Annotated in this window: 16 protein-coding genes and 1 pseudogene; 8 read left to right on the top strand and 9 right to left on the bottom strand. The window is 72.9% G+C overall.

Translation table 11 applies throughout. The annotated features are described in order from the left end of the window. Nucleotides 1-251 precede the first annotated feature (251 nt). The 3 genes and pseudogenes from ACZ4WV_RS35010 to cobU form a co-directional block, all read right to left on the bottom strand. A complete protein-coding gene (locus tag ACZ4WV_RS35010; protein WP_465753076.1) occupies nt 252-1,043 on the bottom strand; it encodes an adenosylcobinamide-GDP ribazoletransferase in 792 nt (263 codons plus the stop codon). Nucleotides 1,044-1,139: 96 nt separating this feature from the next. Further along, nucleotides 1,140-2,264, bottom strand: coding sequence for a nicotinate-nucleotide--dimethylbenzimidazole phosphoribosyltransferase (locus ACZ4WV_RS35005; RefSeq protein WP_465753074.1), 1,125 nt, complete (start codon nt 2,262-2,264; stop codon nt 1,140-1,142). 28 nt (nt 2,265-2,292) lie between these two features. Further along, a pseudogene (cobU, locus tag ACZ4WV_RS35000) lies at nt 2,293-2,850 on the bottom strand (bifunctional adenosylcobinamide kinase/adenosylcobinamide-phosphate guanylyltransferase); the annotation flags it as partial. A gap of 109 nt (nt 2,851-2,959) precedes the next feature. On the opposite strand from cobU, the gene ACZ4WV_RS34995 reads away from it, so the two are divergent. After that, entirely contained in the window at nt 2,960-3,160 is a 201-nt protein-coding gene (locus ACZ4WV_RS34995) for a hypothetical protein (protein WP_465753072.1), read from the top strand. Nucleotides 3,161-3,189: 29 nt separating this feature from the next. Here the strand turns inward: ACZ4WV_RS34995 and ACZ4WV_RS34990 are convergent, their stop codons facing one another. After that, nucleotides 3,190-3,930 carry a class I SAM-dependent methyltransferase gene (locus ACZ4WV_RS34990; protein ID WP_465753077.1) on the bottom strand — a complete coding sequence of 247 codons (741 nt, stop codon included), beginning with the start codon at nt 3,928-3,930 and terminating at the stop codon, nt 3,190-3,192. 158 nt (nt 3,931-4,088) lie between these two features. Further along, nucleotides 4,089-4,688, bottom strand: coding sequence for a DUF3043 domain-containing protein (locus ACZ4WV_RS34985; RefSeq protein ID WP_465753071.1), 600 nt, complete (start codon nt 4,686-4,688; stop codon nt 4,089-4,091). Nucleotides 4,689-4,988: 300 nt separating this feature from the next. On the opposite strand from ACZ4WV_RS34985, the gene ACZ4WV_RS34980 reads away from it, so the two are divergent. Then, entirely contained in the window at nt 4,989-5,795 is an 807-nt protein-coding gene (locus ACZ4WV_RS34980) for a PspA/IM30 family protein (protein WP_465753069.1), read from the top strand. 37 nt (nt 5,796-5,832) lie between these two features. Beyond that, complete coding sequence (pspAA, locus tag ACZ4WV_RS34975; RefSeq protein ID WP_350738988.1) at nt 5,833-6,132, top strand: PspA-associated protein PspAA; 300 nt, start codon at nt 5,833-5,835, stop codon at nt 6,130-6,132. A 104-nt stretch (nt 6,133-6,236) separates the two neighbouring features. Here pspAA and nadA read toward each other — a convergent pair whose 3' ends face one another. Beyond that, a complete protein-coding gene (nadA, locus tag ACZ4WV_RS34970; protein ID WP_465753067.1) occupies nt 6,237-7,421 on the bottom strand; it encodes a quinolinate synthase NadA in 1,185 nt (394 codons plus the stop codon). Nucleotides 7,422-7,642: 221 nt separating this feature from the next. Here nadA and ACZ4WV_RS34965 point away from each other — a divergent pair, with 221 nt between their 5' ends. From ACZ4WV_RS34965 to ACZ4WV_RS34955, 3 genes are all read left to right on the top strand, one after another. Next, the gene (locus ACZ4WV_RS34965; RefSeq protein WP_465753065.1) at nt 7,643-8,566 is read left to right on the top strand and encodes an NADP-dependent oxidoreductase; all 924 of its coding nucleotides are present in this window, start codon (nt 7,643-7,645) and stop codon (nt 8,564-8,566) included. Between the two features lie 246 nt (nt 8,567-8,812). Continuing rightward, nucleotides 8,813-9,277 (top strand): Lrp/AsnC family transcriptional regulator, encoded by a 465-nt coding sequence (locus ACZ4WV_RS34960; RefSeq protein ID WP_363436151.1) that lies wholly within the window; start codon nt 8,813-8,815, stop codon nt 9,275-9,277. Nucleotides 9,278-9,462: 185 nt separating this feature from the next. Continuing rightward, on the top strand, nt 9,463-10,830 hold the full coding sequence (locus tag ACZ4WV_RS34955) for a pyridoxal phosphate-dependent decarboxylase family protein (RefSeq protein ID WP_465753063.1): 1,368 nt from the start codon (nt 9,463-9,465) through the stop codon (nt 10,828-10,830). Between the two features lie 127 nt (nt 10,831-10,957). On the opposite strand, the gene ACZ4WV_RS34950 is transcribed toward ACZ4WV_RS34955, so the two are convergent. Beyond that, a complete protein-coding gene (locus ACZ4WV_RS34950; RefSeq protein WP_465753061.1) occupies nt 10,958-11,830 on the bottom strand; it encodes a GNAT family N-acetyltransferase in 873 nt (290 codons plus the stop codon). A gap of 246 nt (nt 11,831-12,076) precedes the next feature. On the opposite strand from ACZ4WV_RS34950, the gene erpA reads away from it, so the two are divergent. Beyond that, on the top strand, nt 12,077-12,430 hold the full coding sequence (gene erpA / locus ACZ4WV_RS34945; protein ID WP_350749159.1) for an iron-sulfur cluster insertion protein ErpA: 354 nt from the start codon (nt 12,077-12,079) through the stop codon (nt 12,428-12,430). Nucleotides 12,431-12,537: 107 nt separating this feature from the next. On the opposite strand, the gene ACZ4WV_RS34940 is transcribed toward erpA, so the two are convergent. Then, entirely contained in the window at nt 12,538-14,064 is a 1,527-nt protein-coding gene (locus ACZ4WV_RS34940; RefSeq protein WP_042161912.1) for a hypothetical protein, read from the bottom strand. Between the two features lie 126 nt (nt 14,065-14,190). Beyond that, entirely contained in the window at nt 14,191-14,418 is a 228-nt protein-coding gene (locus ACZ4WV_RS34935) for a hypothetical protein (protein ID WP_042161914.1), read from the bottom strand. Between the two features lie 159 nt (nt 14,419-14,577). On the opposite strand from ACZ4WV_RS34935, the gene ACZ4WV_RS34930 reads away from it, so the two are divergent. Continuing rightward, a complete protein-coding gene (locus ACZ4WV_RS34930) occupies nt 14,578-15,552 on the top strand; it encodes a carbohydrate kinase family protein (RefSeq protein WP_465753058.1) in 975 nt (324 codons plus the stop codon). Nucleotides 15,553-15,592 lie beyond the last annotated feature (40 nt).

Genomic DNA, 15,592 nt, shown 5'->3' with positions numbered 1-15,592 from the left:
CCCACCTTCCCGCCTGCCGGAGTCCTTCCCCCTCCCCCCCCCCCCCACCCCCCCCCCCACCCACCCCCACCCCCCCCCCCCCCCCCCCCCCCCCCCCTCCCTCCTCCCCCCCCCCCCCCCCCCCCCCCCCCCCCCCCCCCCCAGGCCCCGGCTCCTCGCTACGCGCCGGGCGAGCAGGTCCTGCCACGGTGCAGGGCTGCGGTGCTTCACGGCATGGTAGTCCGCATGCTGGGATCACGCGCCGCCCGGTGTCAGCCGAGCAACGCCAGGGCGAACAGCGTGCCGGTGGCGGCCGTCTCCGCCATCGCGCCGAGGACGTCCCCGGTGATTCCGCCGAACCGTCGGACGCACCGCCCGAGCAGCAGCCGGGCACAGCCGACGCCCAGCACAACCGCCAGTGAAAAGCGGAGGGCTGACCAGCCGTCGGACAGTCCTGACGCGGCGACGGCAAGTGCTCCGAGGGCCGTCCCGGCGGCGGCCGCGGCGGGCGTCACGGTGCTCGCCACCATCGCCCCGAGCCCGCCCGGGCGGGCGGCCGGCACCGACCGCAGGCAGCCCCAACCGAGTGCGCACCGGGCGGCCACCGCCGCGGCGAGCACCGCGAGCGCGCCGTGCGCGACCGAGTGCCCGAATTGTCCGGCCAGCGCGGCGATCTGGGCCAGCAGGACCAGCACCAGGGTCAGCACGCCGAACGGGCCGATGTCGGACTGCTTCATGATCCGCAGCGCGTCCTCGGCCGGCTTGCCGCTGCCGAGTCCGTCGGCGACGTCCGCCAGCCCGTCCAGGTGCAGCCCCCTGGTCAGCGCCGCGAGTGCGCCGACCGCCGTCACCGCCCCGAGCAGGCCGCCCGCCCGCCAGGCCACCAGCGCCCCGGCCCCGGCCGCGAGGGCGCCCAGCGCGAGGCCCACCAGCGGAGCCGCCGTCATCGCCCGCGCGGCCGCCGCGCGGTCCCACCGCTCCACCCGCACCCGCAGCACCGAGAGCGTCCCGAACGCGAACCGCAGCCCCTCGCCCCAGCCGGCTTCGTCGCCGCCGCTCGCCATCGCACTCGCTCCTTACCGCACAACTCCGCACCCGCACCGCGCGAACGAAAATCCCCGCGCCCCGAGCGGGGCGCGGGGAAGGTCCCGTCGACTGTCCTACAGCTTCCTGAGCAGGTCCGCGGCCGAAGGCAGCCTCGGCTGCTCCTTCGGCGCCGCAGGCGCCGCCGGCACCGACCGCTGCGGCACCTCGTCCGCCAGCGCGTCGCCCGCCGCCTGGAGCAGCGGCAGCGCCAGCACCGCGCCGACGCCCTCGCCCATGGTGATGCCCTGGTCCTGCATCGGCGTCAGGGTCAGCCGGTCGTAGGCCTTCGCCTGGGCCGGCTCGCCGCTGGACTGCCCGGCCCGCCACCACTCCGGCGCCCGGAAGGCGATCCGCTGCGCGACCAGCGCGCACGCCGCGGAGACCACGCCGTCCAGCACCACCGGCAGCCGCCGGACCGCGGCCTGCAGCAGGAAGCCGGTGATCGCCGCGAAGTCGGCCCCGCCGGTCGCACCGAGCAGGGCGATCTGGTCGCCCAGCACCGGCCGGGCCCGCCGCAGCGAGTCCCGGATGGTGGCGCACTTGACCATCCACACCCGGTCGTCGATGCCCGAGCCGCGCCCGCAGACCGCGGCGGCGTCCGTGCCGCACAGCGCGCCGACCAGCACGGCGGCCACCGTGGTGGAGCCGACCCCGAGGTCGCCGAGCAGCACCAGGTCGGTGCCCGCGTCGGCCTCCTCGTCGGCCACGGCCATGCCGGCCCGGAAGGCCCGTACGGTCTCCTCCGGGGTGAGCGCGTCCTCGACGTCGATCCGGCCGGAGCCTCGCCGGATCCGGTGGCCGACCACCTCGTCCGGGAAGTCCGCCGGGTCGGTGTCCACACCGACGTCGACCACCCGCACCCCGGCGCCGTAGCGCGCGGCCAGCCGGGCCACCGGGGCGGTGCCGTCGAGCACCGCCCGCACCCGGGCCGCGGTGCCGCCCCGGGCGGGCAGCCGGGAGACGCCGAGCGCGGCCACACCGTGGTCGGCGGCGAACAGCAGCACCTTGGGCGCGGACACCGGCCGCACCGGGGAACGCCCCTGCACGGACGACAGCCAGCTGCCCAGCTCCTCCAGCCTGCCGAGCCCGCCGCGCGGCCGGCCGGCCTCCTGCCAGAGCTCCTCGGCGGCCCGTCGGGCGCTGTCGTCTGGGCGCTCGACGAGCGAGGAGAACGTATCGAGATCCACGGTCGTGTCCATCGTCCGGAAGGCTACACGCCACAGGTGTTCAGACTGCGGCTGGCTTGATGGTGACGACCTGCCCCGCCACCACGAGCAGCACCCGCTCCGAGGCGTCCGCCACGGCCATGTTGAGCCGGCCCAGGGTGTCGCGGAAGCGCCGGCCCGCGGCGGTGGCCGGGACGACCCCCATGCCGACCTCGTTGCTCACCGCGACGACGGTGCGCGCGGTGGCCGCCCAGGCCGCCGCCAGCGCCTCGCAGCGGTGCCGCACCGCGCTCTCGCCGCCCTCCGCCCAGGCCCGGTCGTCCCAGGCGTCGCACTCGTCCATCACCGAGGTCAGCCACAGCGCCAGGCAGTCGATCAGCACCGGCGCCGGGTCGGCGGCGTCGGTGAGCACGGCCTCCAGGTCGCAGGTCTCGGCGGTGCGCCAGCTCGCCGGCCGCCGCTCCCGGTGCAGCTCGATCCGCTGGGCCCACTCGGCGTCGCCGTCCCGGGTGCCGCCGGTCGCCACGTACAGGACGTCCGGCCGGTCGGCGAGCAACTGCTCGGCGCGGGTGGACTTGCCGGAGCGCGCGCCGCCGAGCAGCAGCGTGCGGGGGAGCGGGGAGTCGGTCGCCATGCCGCCCATCCTGCCCGACCAGGCATACGGAAGATCCCGGCGGGCAAGCTATGGTGCGCACCACACAAGCAGCGGGTGGCGGGAGGAGCCGGGCATGGTCTGGACGTGGCGGTACGAGAAGGCGGACGGCAGTGTGGTGACGCCCAGCAGCGGTCAGGAGGAGTTCGCCGGCCAGGGGGACGCGGAGACGTGGATCGGGGAGACCTGGAAGCAGCTCGTCGATGACGGCGTGGACACCGCGGTCCTGCTGGAGGACGGGAGCAAGGTCTACGCGATGAGCCTGCACGAGGCCTGAGCCGCCGGGGCGGGTAGCCGCTGCCGCGCCTACTTCGCCCCGATCAGGTGCAGCAGCGCCGCTACCTGCCGGTACGGGTCGGTGCGGGCGGCCCGGTCCTCGGCCTCCAGCAGCTGGGCCAGCTGCCGCCCGTCCACCGGCGGGGTCGCGTCGTCGGGCGCGTTGTCGGTGAAGACCCGCACGCCGTACCAGTGCCTGAGCGGCACCGACACCTCGGAGAGGGTGACGGACAGGTCGGCGAGCCGGTCGGCGCGCGCGGCCAGCCCGAGCCGGTTGTAGTACCGGTCGCTCTCGAAGGCGTGCAGGGCGGCCCGCCAGTCCCCGGCGGCCGCGGGCCGCAGCGCCAGCGCGTCCCGGTTGCGGACCAGCAGCGAGAGCAGACCGCCGGGCGCCAGCAGCCTGGCCAGCGAGGCGATCATCGGGTCGGGGTCGGGCAGGTACATCAGCACGCCGTGGCAGAGCACCACGTCGAAGCTGCGCGGGCCGAACCAGCGCCCGCACTGGTGGCCGTCACCGCTGAGCAGCTGCAGCCGGCCGCGCACCTCCGGCGGCTCCTCGGCCAGCGCCCCCTGGGCGACGCCGAGCGCGACCGGGTCGGAGTCGATCCCGGTGACGTAGTGGCCGGCCCGGGCCAGCCGCAGGGCCTGGGTGCCCTGGCCGCAGCCGATGTCGAGGACGCGCTGCCCGGTACGGCCGGTCAGCTGCTCGGCGAGCTGGCGGGAGACGAGCTCCTGGCGGACGAAGTTGCGCAGTCCGCCGAGCCGGTCCAGCCAGGCGCCGGCCCCGCCGGCGAAGGAGCCGCTGCGCGAGGGCAGCCGCCGCTCCTGGCCGAGCCGGTCGTGGCCGCCGTCCCCCTGTCCGGGAAGCGCGTACAGGCCGGGCCCCTCCCAGGAAGGCGGGGCCCAGCCGGAGTCCACCGGTTCGGCGGTCAGGGCTTCTCCCCGCGCCGCACCTGCGGCTTGGGCAGGCGCAGCCGGCGCATCTGCAGGGTGCGCATGATGCCGTAGGCGACGGCGCCGCGGGTGTTCTGCCCGGCGAAGCGCTCGCCCAGCTGCTTGCGCAGTCCGAGGCCGAGGCGGACGAAGTCCAGCACCACGACGACGAAGAAGAGCAGGAACAGCAGCGTCGAGAGCAGCTGGATCGCCTGCACCTTGACGATGCTCAGGACGAGGATGACCACGGCGGCGGGCAGGAAGAACTCGGCCAGCGACCAGCGGGAGTCCACGTAGTCACGGGCGAACTTGCGCACCGGGCCCTTGTCACGGGCCGGCAGGTGGCGCTCGTCGCCTTCCATCAGGGCCTGGCGCTGCTTCTCGCGCTCGCCCCGCATCCGGTCGCGCGCCTGGCGGGCGGCCTCCTTGCGGTCCTTGGGCACCGTCACCCGGGTACGCCGGTTGGCCTCGGCCTCACTGCGCTTGGGGGTGGGGCGGCCCTTCTTGGCCTGCGGGTGGCGGGCCTGGGTCGTCTCGTCCTGCTTCTCCAGCACGGTGGCGGAGGCGGCGGCATCATCTGAACGGCGTCGGAACACACCCCCAGCGTACGGGGTGAGCGGCCGCGACCACGGCTCCCCTCGGACCCAAACGGGTATCGATCCCGCCGTACCGGTTTCGACCCGGGTTTCCCGGGCCCTTCCCGTAGGGGATCATTCGGATGGACTATGGGGAGGATGAGAGGCGGATCCACCCGGGGGATGAGGAACTGCCACCGGTCGCTGTAGCAGTCTTGTTGCAGGCAGGTGCACTGCGGCGACGGGCTCGCTGCACATACACTCGTCGTGTCTGGTAACGAGATCAAAACCGCAGGCCGGAGAAGGGGGCACCCGAGGCCCATGAGCGACGGAATCATGAAGCGTATGGGGCTGATCTTCCGCTCCAAGGCGAACAAGGCCTTGGATCGGGCGGAGGATCCCCGTGAGACGCTCGACTACTCCTACCAGAAGCAGCTCGAACTGCTGCAGAAGGTACGGCGTGGTGTCGCGGACGTCGCGACCTCGCGCAAGCGCCTGGAACTCCAGCTGACCCAGCTCCAGCAGCAGTCCGCGAAGTACGAGGACCAGGGCCGCAAGGCGCTGTCCCTCGGCCGCGAGGACCTCGCGCGCGAGGCGCTGACCCGCAAGGCCAACATGCAGTCCCAGATCACCGACCTGGAGACCCAGTACCAGCAGCTGCAGGCCGAGGAGGAGAAGCTCACGCTCGCCTCCCAGCGGCTGCAGGCCAAGGTGGACGCCTTCCGCACCAAGAAGGAGACCATCAAGGCGACCTACACCGCGGCACAGGCGCAGACCCGCATCGCCGAGTCCTTCTCCGGCATCTCGGAGGAGATGGGCGACGTCGGCCTGGCCATCCAGCGCGCCGAGGACAAGACCGCCCAGATGCAGGCCCGCGCCGGTGCGATCGACGAGCTGCTGGCCTCCGGCGCGCTCGACGACGCCAGCGGTCTCGGCCGCAAGGACGACATCGAGGCCGAGCTGGAGCGGGTGGCCGGCGGCTCCGACGTCGAGCTGGAGCTCGCCCGGATGAAGGCCGAGCTGTCCGGCGGTTCCTCCTCCGGCCCCGCGGCGATCGAGCCGGGGCAGCAGCAGCCCCAGCCCCAGCAGCAGTCGCAGGACACCCCCCGCATCAACTACAACAAGTGAGCTCGGCTCGACCCCACGAATCAGGGAGACGCACGGCATGATCATGAGGGTCATGGGTGAGGGGCAGTTCGAGGTGGGCGAGGACCACCTGAACCTGCTCAACCAGCTCGATGACGAGCTGCTCACCGCAGTGGAGTCGGGCGACGAGGAGAACTTTCGCCAGGCCTACGGCAAGCTGCTCGACGCGGTGATGCGGTACGGCACTCGGCTGCCCGACGACGCCCTGGAGCCGTCCGACCTGATCCTGCCGAGCTCCGAGGCGACGATCAGCGAGGTCCGCGAACTGCTGCTGTCCGAGGGCGAAGGCGTGATCCCGGGGTTCCCCGAGTACGACTAGCCGCTCCGGCTGTTGCCAGACGTAACAGGCGGGCCCCCTCCCTGGGAGGGGGCCCGCCTGTTATTCGCCCGCTCGGGTCCGGTGCGGCTCGGGGCGTGGCCGGGTTACGGCAGGGCCAGCATCCGGTCCAGTGCGGCCTTGGCGTACTTCTCGGTCTCCGGGTCCACGGTGATCACGTTCGGCACCCGGCCGTCGACCAGCGACTCCAGCGCCCAGACCAGGTGCGGCAGGTCGATCCGGTTCATGGTGGAGCAGAAGCAGACCGTGCGGTCCAGGAAGACGATCTCCTTGTCCGGGTGCGCCTTGGCCAGGCGGCGGACGAGGTTCAGCTCGGTGCCGATGGCCCACTTGGAGCCGGGCTCGGCGGCGTCCAGCGCCTTGATGATGTACTCGGTCGAACCCACCATGTCGGCGGCCGCGACGACCTCGTGCTTGCACTCGGGGTGCACCAGGACGGTCACGCCGGGGATCCGCTCGCGGACGTCGTTGACCGAGTCCAGGCTGAACCGGCCGTGCACCGAGCAGTGGCCGCGCCAGAGGATCATCTTCGCGTCCCGCAGCTGCTCGGCGGTCAGGCCGCCGTTCGGCTTGTGCGGGTTGTAGACGACGCAGTCGTCCAGTGAGAAGCCCATGTCCCGTACGGCGGTGTTGCGGCCGAGGTGCTGGTCGGGCAGGAAGAGCACCTTCTCGCCCTGCTCGAAGGCCCACTCCAGGGCGCGCTTGGCGTTGGAGGAGGTGCAGATGAGGCCGCCGTGCTTGCCGGTGAAGGCCTTGATGTCGGCGGAGGAGTTCATGTACGAGACCGGCACGGTCACGTCGGCTATGCCGGCGTCGGCCAGCGCGTCCCAGCACTCGGCGACCTGCTCGGCGGTGGCCATGTCGGCCATCGAGCAGCCGGCCGCGAGGTCCGGGAGGACGACCTGCTGCCGGTCGCTGGTGAGGATGTCCGCCGACTCGGCCATGAAGTGCACGCCGCAGAAGACGATGTACTCGGCCTCGGGGCGGGCCGCCGCGTCGCGCGCGAGCTTGAACGAGTCGCCGGTGACGTCGGCGAACTCGATGACCTCGTCGCGCTGGTAGTGGTGCCCGAGGATGAAGACGCGGTCGCCGAGAGCGGCTTTGGCCGCGCGGGCGCGCTCGACGAGGTTCGGGTCGGAGGCCGGGGGCAGGTCGCCGGGGCACTCGACCCCGCGCTCGCTGTTCGGGTCGGCCTCCCGGCCGAGCAGCAGCAGAGCGAGCGGCGTCGGAGTGGGTTCGACGCCGTGGGTCTCGGTGAGGGTGGTGGTCACGGGCGGGTGCCCTTCTGTGCGGCCGATCGAGCGGTGAAGCCTTTTCGTCTATCTGACGCTATCTATTCTAACCGCTTAGCGTCAGAGTGACGATGGCCATCCTGTCGATGTGACGAGAACCGCTCGCCGAAGTGGATCCCCGCGGGGCGCCGGTCGCCGGTTCAGGGCCGCTCCGGCGTGGCCGATTCGATATTCCGGAGCGGCCGGGTATGGCTGGGCCCATGAAGGCAATCGCGATCAACCGTTACGGCGGCCCCGACGTGGTCGAGTACACCGACCTGCCCGACCCGAAAGTCGGGCCCGACTCGGTCCTGGTGGAGGTGCGGGCGGCCGGTGTGAACCCGGTGGACTGGAAGATCCGGGACGGCGCCCTGGACGGCATGCTGGACGTCCACTTCCCGCTGGTCCCGGGCTGGGACGTGGCCGGGGTGGTCCGGGCGGTCGGCGGCGGGGTGACCGAGTTCGCCCCCGGCGACGAGGTGTACGGCTACGTCCGCAAGGACGCCGTCGAGCACGGCACCTACGCCGAACTGGTCTCCGCGCCGGTCCGCACCCTCGCCCGCAGGCCCGCCGCGCTGGACTGGGCGCAGTGCGGCGGCCTGCCGTTGGCCGGGCTCAGCGCACTGCAGAGCCTGCGGACGCTGCGGCTCTCGGAGGGGGACACCCTGCTGGTGCACGCGGCGGCCGGCGGGGTCGGCCACCTGGCCGTCCAGATCGCCCGCGCCCGAGGCGCCCGGGTGATCGGCACGGCGGGCGAGCGCAACCACGACTTCCTGCGCGCCCTGGGCGCCGAGCCGGTCGCCTACGGCGAGGGGCTGGCCGAGCGGGTCCGGGCGCTCGCCCCGGACGGCGTGGACGCGGCCCTCGACCTGGTCGGCCGGGGCGCCGTCCAGGTCTCGGCCGGGCTGGTGGCCGACCCGGGCCGGATCGCCTCCATCACCGACTTCGGGGTGAAGGCGCTCGGCGGCCACTACGTGTGGGTCCGTCCGGACGCGGCGGACCTGGCCGAACTCGCCGCGCTCGCCGACGACGGGCGGCTGACCGTCACCGTCGCCTCCACCTTCCCGCTGGCCCAGGCCGCCTCCGCTCAGGCACTCAGCGCCGAGGGCCGTACCCGGGGGAAGATCGTCCTGCTCGTGGACTGAGTGCTCGTGGACTGAGGGCCGCTCCGCCGGCCCCCGGTCGAGGCCAGGCCCGGCGGAATCGGCCGGACAGGCCCGGGCCTCCTCCGCGTCATCCACCGGCGGTGAACTCGTTCAGGTCATCCGCCAGAATGGTGGCGAACCGTTTCGGCAACGGGCAGCAGACAGCGGCCATCGCCACGGCCGAGCACCGACCGCCGCCGGAACGCCCCCTCGAACACCCCGCACGACCCGTGGAGCCCCGCACCCATGACCAGCAGCCGAGCGCACGAGGTGATCGGGGCGGACCTCGACGAGACCGACCGGCAGCTCCTCGCCCGCCTCGGCAGCGACGGTCGGGCCTCCTACGCCGAGATCGGCCTCCAAGTGAACCTCTCCGCCACCGCCGTGCGCCGCCGGATCGACCGGCTCCGAGCACGCGGCGTGGTGCGCGGCTTCACCGTGGTGCTCGATCCGGCCGTGCTGGGCTGGCAGACCGAGGCCTTCGTCGAGGTCTACTGCCGCGAGCGCACCGCCCCCGAGGAGATCCTCGCCAGCCTGCGCCAGTTCCCCGAGGTGATCGCCGCCTGGACGGTCACCGGTGATCCGGACGCGCTGGTCCACCTCCGGGCCGCGGACATGCGGCATCTGGAGGCCGTCATCGAGCGCATCCGGCGCGAGCCCGGCGTCCAGCGCAGCCGCTCCTCCGTGGTCCTCTCCCAGCTGATCGGCTGACCCTCGCCGACCCCACGCAGGAATCCTGCGCGGGCCGCCCGGAAGACGCTGGAAACCTGCCTGACCAGCCGCGTTCCGACGCGCGGCGAGGTGCCACCGCTGCCTACGCTGATCACGTCCGGTCGGCGCGGTGAGGCGTCCCGCAGACCGGATCCCCCCGACACTCCTAGCCGAGAGGGACAGCCGTGTCCGCAGCACCCGACCGCATGCACCGGCCCGACAACGAACTGGTCGACCTGGTTTTCGACTACATGCGGGAGCGGCTGCAGTACGACCCCGTCCCGCTCGACCACCCCGGTGACGGCGAGCACCTGCGCGCCCAGCTGGCCGGCCTGCTCAACCAGGACGGCAACGACCCGGCCGACGTGCTCAAGCTGTACGACCACGAGCTCTCCCGCGCGGTCATCTCCGCCGACAGCCCGCGCTACCTGTCCTTCATCCCGTGCGCCCCGACCAAGGCCGCGCTGCTGTTCGACATGGTCGTCTCCTGCGCCTCGCTCCAGGGCATCTCCTGGCTGGAGGCGGCCGGTGCGATCGCCGCCGAGAACCAGGTGCTGCGCCTGATCGCCGACCGCGCGGGCCTGCCCCAGACGGCCGGCGGCTGCTTCGTCTCCGGCGGCTCGGCGGGCAACCTCTCCGCCCTGGTCGTCGCCCGCGACACCGCCCGCCGCCGCCTCGGCGTCGGTCCGGAGGCGCGGCTGCGGATCGCGGTCGCGGACCAGGTGCACTCCTCGGTCAAGAACACGTTCAACATCATCGGCGTCGAGGCCTTCAAGGTCCCGACCGTGAACCGGCGGTTCACCGGCGAGGCGCTGCGCGCGGCCCTGGCCGCCGACCCGAATCCGGAGACGGTCATCGCCGCCGTCGGCACCGCCGGCACCACCAACGAGGGCATCGTCGACGACCTCAAGGGCCTGGCCGAGGTCGCCCGCGAACAGGGCCTGTGGTTCCACGTGGACGGCGCCTACGGCGGCGCCGGCCTGTTCGCCCCCTCGGTGCGCGAGCGGTACGACGGCATCGAGTACGCCGACTCCTTCGTGGTCGACCCGCACAAGTGGCTGTTCGCCCCCTTCGACTGCGCCGCGCTGATCTACCGCAACCCGCAGCTCGCCCGCGCCGTGCACACCCAGGACGCCTCCTACCTGGACGTCCTGCACACCGAGGGCGACGAGTGGAACCCCACCGACTACGCCTACCACCTGACCCGGCGCGCCCGCGGCCTGCCGCTGTGGTTCTCGCTGGCCGTCCACGGCGTCCAGGCCTACACCGACGCCATCGAGACCGGCCTCCAGCTGGCCCGGGACACCGCCCAGCTGATCCGCGAGACCGACCACCTGGAGCTGCTGTTCGACCCGCAGCTCTCGGCCGTCTGCTTCAAGCGCAAGGGTTGGACCAACGACGACTACTACCGCTGGTCGCAGCAGCTGCTCGCGGACCAGATCGGCTTCGTCACCCCGACCGGCTGGGACGGCGAGACGGTCGCCCGCTTCGCCTTCCTGCACCCGGGCACGACCATGGAGATGGTCCGGGAGATCCTGGACACCATGGTCTGACCGACACCCGGTTCCCGAACGGCCCCACCGCCCCGCGCGCTGGGGCCGTCCGTGTTCCCGGCCACGCCTTCGGTTCCCCGGCCGTGCCTGGCGTTCCGGCCGTGCCCGAGCCCGGCCGCACCCGTCGCTACAGGAACGCCCCGCTCGGCAGGTACGGGCTCGGCGGCCGCATCCCGCGCACCCCGACGAAGCCCCCGGTCTCCGGCGTCAGCCCGACCTCCAGCCCGACGTCCAGCGCCCACTCCTGCTCGGCGGTGAGGTACTCCATTCGTGCCTCGACGCCCTCCGGCACCCGGGCCAGCGCCTCCCGCAGCAGCCGGGCGGCGATCCGCTTGCTGGTGGCCGCGAGCAGCCGCACCGAGCCGCCGTCCCGGTAGCAGTAGCCGCTGCCGGCCAGTGCGTCGGCGATCAGCAGCTCCTCGAAGTGCCCCAGCATCAGCTCGTGGTCCGGGCCGTGCGCGGACCCGCGCAGCCGCCGGTCCACCGAGTCCAGCAGGTGCAGGTGGGTCGCGTTGCCGGGGTGCACGGGGATGTCCCCGGGGTCGGTCAGCCCGTCCCGGTCCACCCGCCCGCTCAGCCGCATCGCCGGGTGCAGGGTGAACCCGGCCAGCCGGTAGCGCCGGGCCGCCGCCGGGGCGGAGGAGGCGCACACCATGCCCCGCAGGCAGCCCCGGGCGTGGGCCGTGGCCCGTTCCAGCAGCAGCCGGCCGAGCCCCTTGCCCCGGGCTGACGGGCGGACGGCGAGGAGCGAGGGCATCCACAGCCCCTCCCGGCGCATCGACAGCACCACCCCGACCGCCTCCCCGCCGGTCCAGGCCAGCCAGCAGCCGCCGGGATCGGTGCGCGCCAGGTGCCGGGTCCGGGCCAGCTGCAGCGGTGTCGGCCCGGGCGGTGCCGCAGCGGACGCCGGCCCGGCTGCCGGCTCGGCGAAAGCGGCGAAGGACAGTTCCCGGACGGCCTCCGCGTCCTCTGCGGTGTCCCTGACCTGGCGAAGGATCATGCCGACCATCCTGGCGCCCGGAGGCCGGCCGCGGGGCCCGTTCACCCGGATCCACGAGGAGGGCGGTGACCCGTACTCGCCGGTTGTGCGAGCATGGGGAGCGTAGGGGACGCGGGTGGCACACCCGGCCCACGGAAAACCGGCCGCCGAACAGGCCGCAGAATTCCATCGCCGTCCGGGAAATGAAACCGGACGGCCGTTGGTTGGCACTGGCGGCATACCGTCGTCAAGACCGGGAGAAAGCAGATGACCGTCCAGGACGAGACCACCGTCGAGAGTGGCATCCTCCTCACCGATGCCGCCGCGGCCAAGGTCAAGGCCCTGCTGGAGCAGGAAGGCCGCGACGACCTCGCGCTGCGCGTCGCCGTCCAGCCCGGTGGCTGCTCCGGCCTGCGTTACCAGCTGTTCTTCGACGAGCGCTCGCTCGACGGCGACGTGCTGAAGGACTTCAACGGCGTCAAGGTCGTCACCGACCGGATGAGCGCCCCGTACCTGGGCGGCGCCACCGTCGACTTCGTCGACACCATCGAGAAGCAGGGCTTCACGATCGACAACCCGAACGCCACCGGCTCCTGCGCCTGCGGCGACTCCTTCAGCTAAGGAGCGCGGGCAGTACGCACGAAAGCGGCGCCTCCCCGAGAGGGGGAGCGCCGCTTTCGCTGTGTCCGTCTTTGCCGGGTGCGGCCCGGCGGCATCCGCGGGGCCCGTTACCGCTTCGGCACGGAGTCGCCGCTCGACTCATCGATCACCTTCCGGCCGTCCAGCGGCTTCTCCAGCGTCACGGTCTTGGTGAACTCCTTGGCGATCTTCACGCAGACCTGCCCGGGCTTCTTGTCCTTGCCGACGACCTTGGTCTTCACCGTCGTCGCCGACTCCTCCGCGCTCACCGAGTAGACGCTGCACACCCCGCCCCAGAAGTGCACGGTGAGCTTCTTGCCGCCGTCGCTCACGTCGTACGACTCCAGGGCCATCGCCCCCGGCTTCCCGGACGGCTTGTGCGGCGACTGTCCCGGGCTCTGCGACGCCCCGCCGCCCCGGTGGGCCAGGTACTTCGGGTTCACCGCCGGGTGCGTGACCGTCGAGGCGGTGTCCGGGCCGCTGCCGGCGCCCGGCTGGCGCACCTTGTACAGCCACGACGGCACCAGCGCCTGGCCGCCGTCCACGTACTGCACCGCGAGCCCGAAGACCGCACCGGTCACCTCGGCCGGCGGCTGCGCCTTCGTCGGCGACGGCTCGCACGGCGCGATCCCGTCGCCCTTGCCGCCCTTGTCGGTCTTGCCGGCCGGCGTCGAGGGGCAGCCGGCCGGCTTGCGGCCCTCGCCCGAATTCAGCCGGTCCAGCGTCTTGTCGGCGCTCAGCACCGGATACTCCGCGCCCTTGACCGGATTCGCCAACTGGCCGCTGCCGCCGACCACCTGACCGTCCGAGCCGACCTGCAGATCGCTCTGCCAGCCATAGGTCGGCAGCCCGCCGAGCACCGGATTCGCGGTCACGACCCGTACCGCGCCGGACAGCCCGCCCGCGTCGAGCCGGGCGTTCTTCTGGCCGAGTGCCGCCAGCACCGGACGCACCGCCTGCTTGGCCTTCTCCGGCGACACCGCGCCCTTGCCGCTGCTGTCGTCCTCGGTCGTGACGTCCCCGCCCCCGCGGTACGACGGACAGCCCGGCCGGTTCGACGGCGTACCGCCACCGGACCCGTCCTGGCCGCCCTTCGGCGAGGACGGCAGCGCACAGTTCGTCCCGCCCGGGGTGCCGTACTGGGAGTACGTCCACGCGCCCGAGCCGGTCTTGCTCACCTGGAGGAGGGGGCCACGGGAGTCCGGCGCCCCGCCCACCTTCCAGCTGGTGCCCTCCGAGCGGACCTTTCCGGCCACATCCAGCGCCTTCGCCAGCCGCTCCACCGACGGTCGGCTGATCTCGCCCTTGGGGCGGTACACCGGTGCGGACGCCGGACCGCCGGGCAGCTTCTTCACCGCCCGGTACTTCGCACCCTGCGGATTGGGCTCACCGGCCGCGATCGAGCCGCCGCCGGTGTAGCCGTCGAGTGCGAGCGGCGGCGGGTCGCCCTTGGCCGCGGAGCCCGCGCCGGAGCCCTCGCTGCTGGACGCGGACGAGGCCCAGTACGCCGCGCCGCCCCCGGCCAGCAGCACCGCGGCAGCCATCGAGGCGGCCACCAGCGGGGTGCGCCGCTTGCGCTCCTTGGGGTTCGTGTCGGTGCTGTCCTCGGTGTTCACCGCATCGCTCCTTCAGCTCCGCTGAACATCTGACGTGCCATCCTCCATGAGGTGGACGTCGATGGGACGGGGCGGGGGCGTGCGTGGTTCCCCCTGGTACGCGCTGCGGCGGCCGCGGGGTGAACTTCAGTCGCCGTACTCGGACATTCCGTCCACGAGCGCGGCGGAGGAGGAGGGGACCTTGATGCCGTGCAGATCGGCGGCGCGCCCCGGCGCGGGCGCGGAGTGCCGGCCGGCCTTCCAGCGGCCCGCCATCCGCGCGCAGTCGCCGCGCAGCTCGTCGAGCGACTCAGGCTCCTGGGGGTCGGGGGAAGCGCCGTGGCGCGGTGTGACGGCTTTCACAGGCTTGGTCATAGGGGCACCGTACGCAGCCGAGTATCGAGGAGAAAGACCTACTATTGGGTAGTTTCAGTGGTTCCAAGTGTCCGGGATGACCGGGTGGTGCGCGACCTCGCGGGGTAGCGTTGCTTCACGTCCGCCCGTCCCTCCGCCTTCCGCAGGAGCAGACCCGTCGTGCGCATCGCAGTCACCGGCTCCATCGCCACCGACCACCTCATGACCTTCCCCGGCCGCTTCGCCGATCAGCTCGTCGCGGACCAGCTGCACACGGTCTCGCTTTCCTTCCTGGTCGATCAGCTCGACGTCCGCCGCGGCGGCGTCGCCGCCAACATCTGCTTCGGCATGGGCCAGCTCGGCACCGGCCCGATCCTGGTCGGCGCCGCCGGCAACGACTTCGACGAGTACCGGGCCTGGCTGGACCGGCACGGCGTCGACACCGCCTCCGTCCGCATCTCGGAGACGCTGCACACCGCCCGCTTCGTGTGCACCACCGACGCCGACCACAACCAGATCGGCTCCTTCTACACGGGCGCGATGAGCGAGGCCCGGCTGATCGAGCTGAAGACCGTCGCCGACCGCGTGGGCGGCCTCGACCTGGTCCTGATCGGCGCCGACGACCCGGAGGCCATGCTCCGGCACACCGAGGAATGCCGCGGTCGCGGGATCCCGTTCGCCGCCGACTTCTCCCAGCAGATCGCCCGTATGGACGGCGACGCCATCCGCACCCTCCTGGAGGACGCCGCCTACCTCTTCTCCAACGAGTACGAGAAGGGCCTCATCGAGTCCAAGACCGGCTGGACCGACGAGGAGATCCTCGCCAAGGTCGGCCACCGCGTCACCACCCTCGGCGCCCGCGGCGTCCGGATCGAGCGGGTCGGCGAGCCGGCCCTCGAGGTCGGTGTCCCGGAGGAGAACACCAAGGCCGACCCGACCGGCGTCGGCGACGCCTTCCGCGCCGGCTTCCTGTCCGGTCTGGCCTGGGGCGTCGGCCTGGAGCGCGCCGCGCAGGTCGGCTGCATGCTGGCGACGCTGGTGATCGAGACCGTCGGCACCCAGGAGTACGAGCTGCGCCGCAGCCACTTCATGGACCGCTTCACCAAGGCATACGGCCACGAGGCCGCCGCCGAGGTCCAGCAGCACCTGGTCTGAACCGCCGGGTCAGGCGCGGCGCCGCACAACATACGCGGCG

This window comes from Kitasatospora sp. NPDC029312 (genome assembly GCF_055569215.1).
Note: the sequence above shows the minus strand (reverse complement) of the source record. Positions and strands in the feature narration are given on the sequence as shown.

Bases quoted from the DNA above. Each gene is read 5' to 3' on its own strand.
- pspAA (WP_350738988.1), top strand. From the start codon at position 5,833: ATGATCATGAGGGTCATGGGTGAGGGGCAGTTCGAGGTGGGCGAGGAC.
- ACZ4WV_RS34965 (WP_465753065.1), top strand. From the start codon at position 7,643: ATGAAGGCAATCGCGATCAACCGTTACGGCGGCCCCGACGTGGTCGAG.
- erpA (WP_350749159.1), top strand. From the start codon at position 12,077: ATGACCGTCCAGGACGAGACCACCGTCGAGAGTGGCATCCTCCTCACC.
- ACZ4WV_RS34950 (WP_465753061.1), bottom strand. From the start codon at position 11,830: ATGATCCTTCGCCAGGTCAGGGACACCGCAGAGGACGCGGAGGCCGTC.
- ACZ4WV_RS34935 (WP_042161914.1), bottom strand. From the start codon at position 14,418: ATGACCAAGCCTGTGAAAGCCGTCACACCGCGCCACGGCGCTTCCCCC.
- ACZ4WV_RS35010 (WP_465753076.1), bottom strand. From the start codon at position 1,043: ATGGCGAGCGGCGGCGACGAAGCCGGCTGGGGCGAGGGGCTGCGGTTC.
- ACZ4WV_RS35005 (WP_465753074.1), bottom strand. From the start codon at position 2,264: ATGGACACGACCGTGGATCTCGATACGTTCTCCTCGCTCGTCGAGCGC.
- ACZ4WV_RS34960 (WP_363436151.1), top strand. From the start codon at position 8,813: ATGACCAGCAGCCGAGCGCACGAGGTGATCGGGGCGGACCTCGACGAG.
- ACZ4WV_RS34995 (WP_465753072.1), top strand. From the start codon at position 2,960: ATGGTCTGGACGTGGCGGTACGAGAAGGCGGACGGCAGTGTGGTGACG.
- ACZ4WV_RS34980 (WP_465753069.1), top strand. From the start codon at position 4,989: ATGAGCGACGGAATCATGAAGCGTATGGGGCTGATCTTCCGCTCCAAG.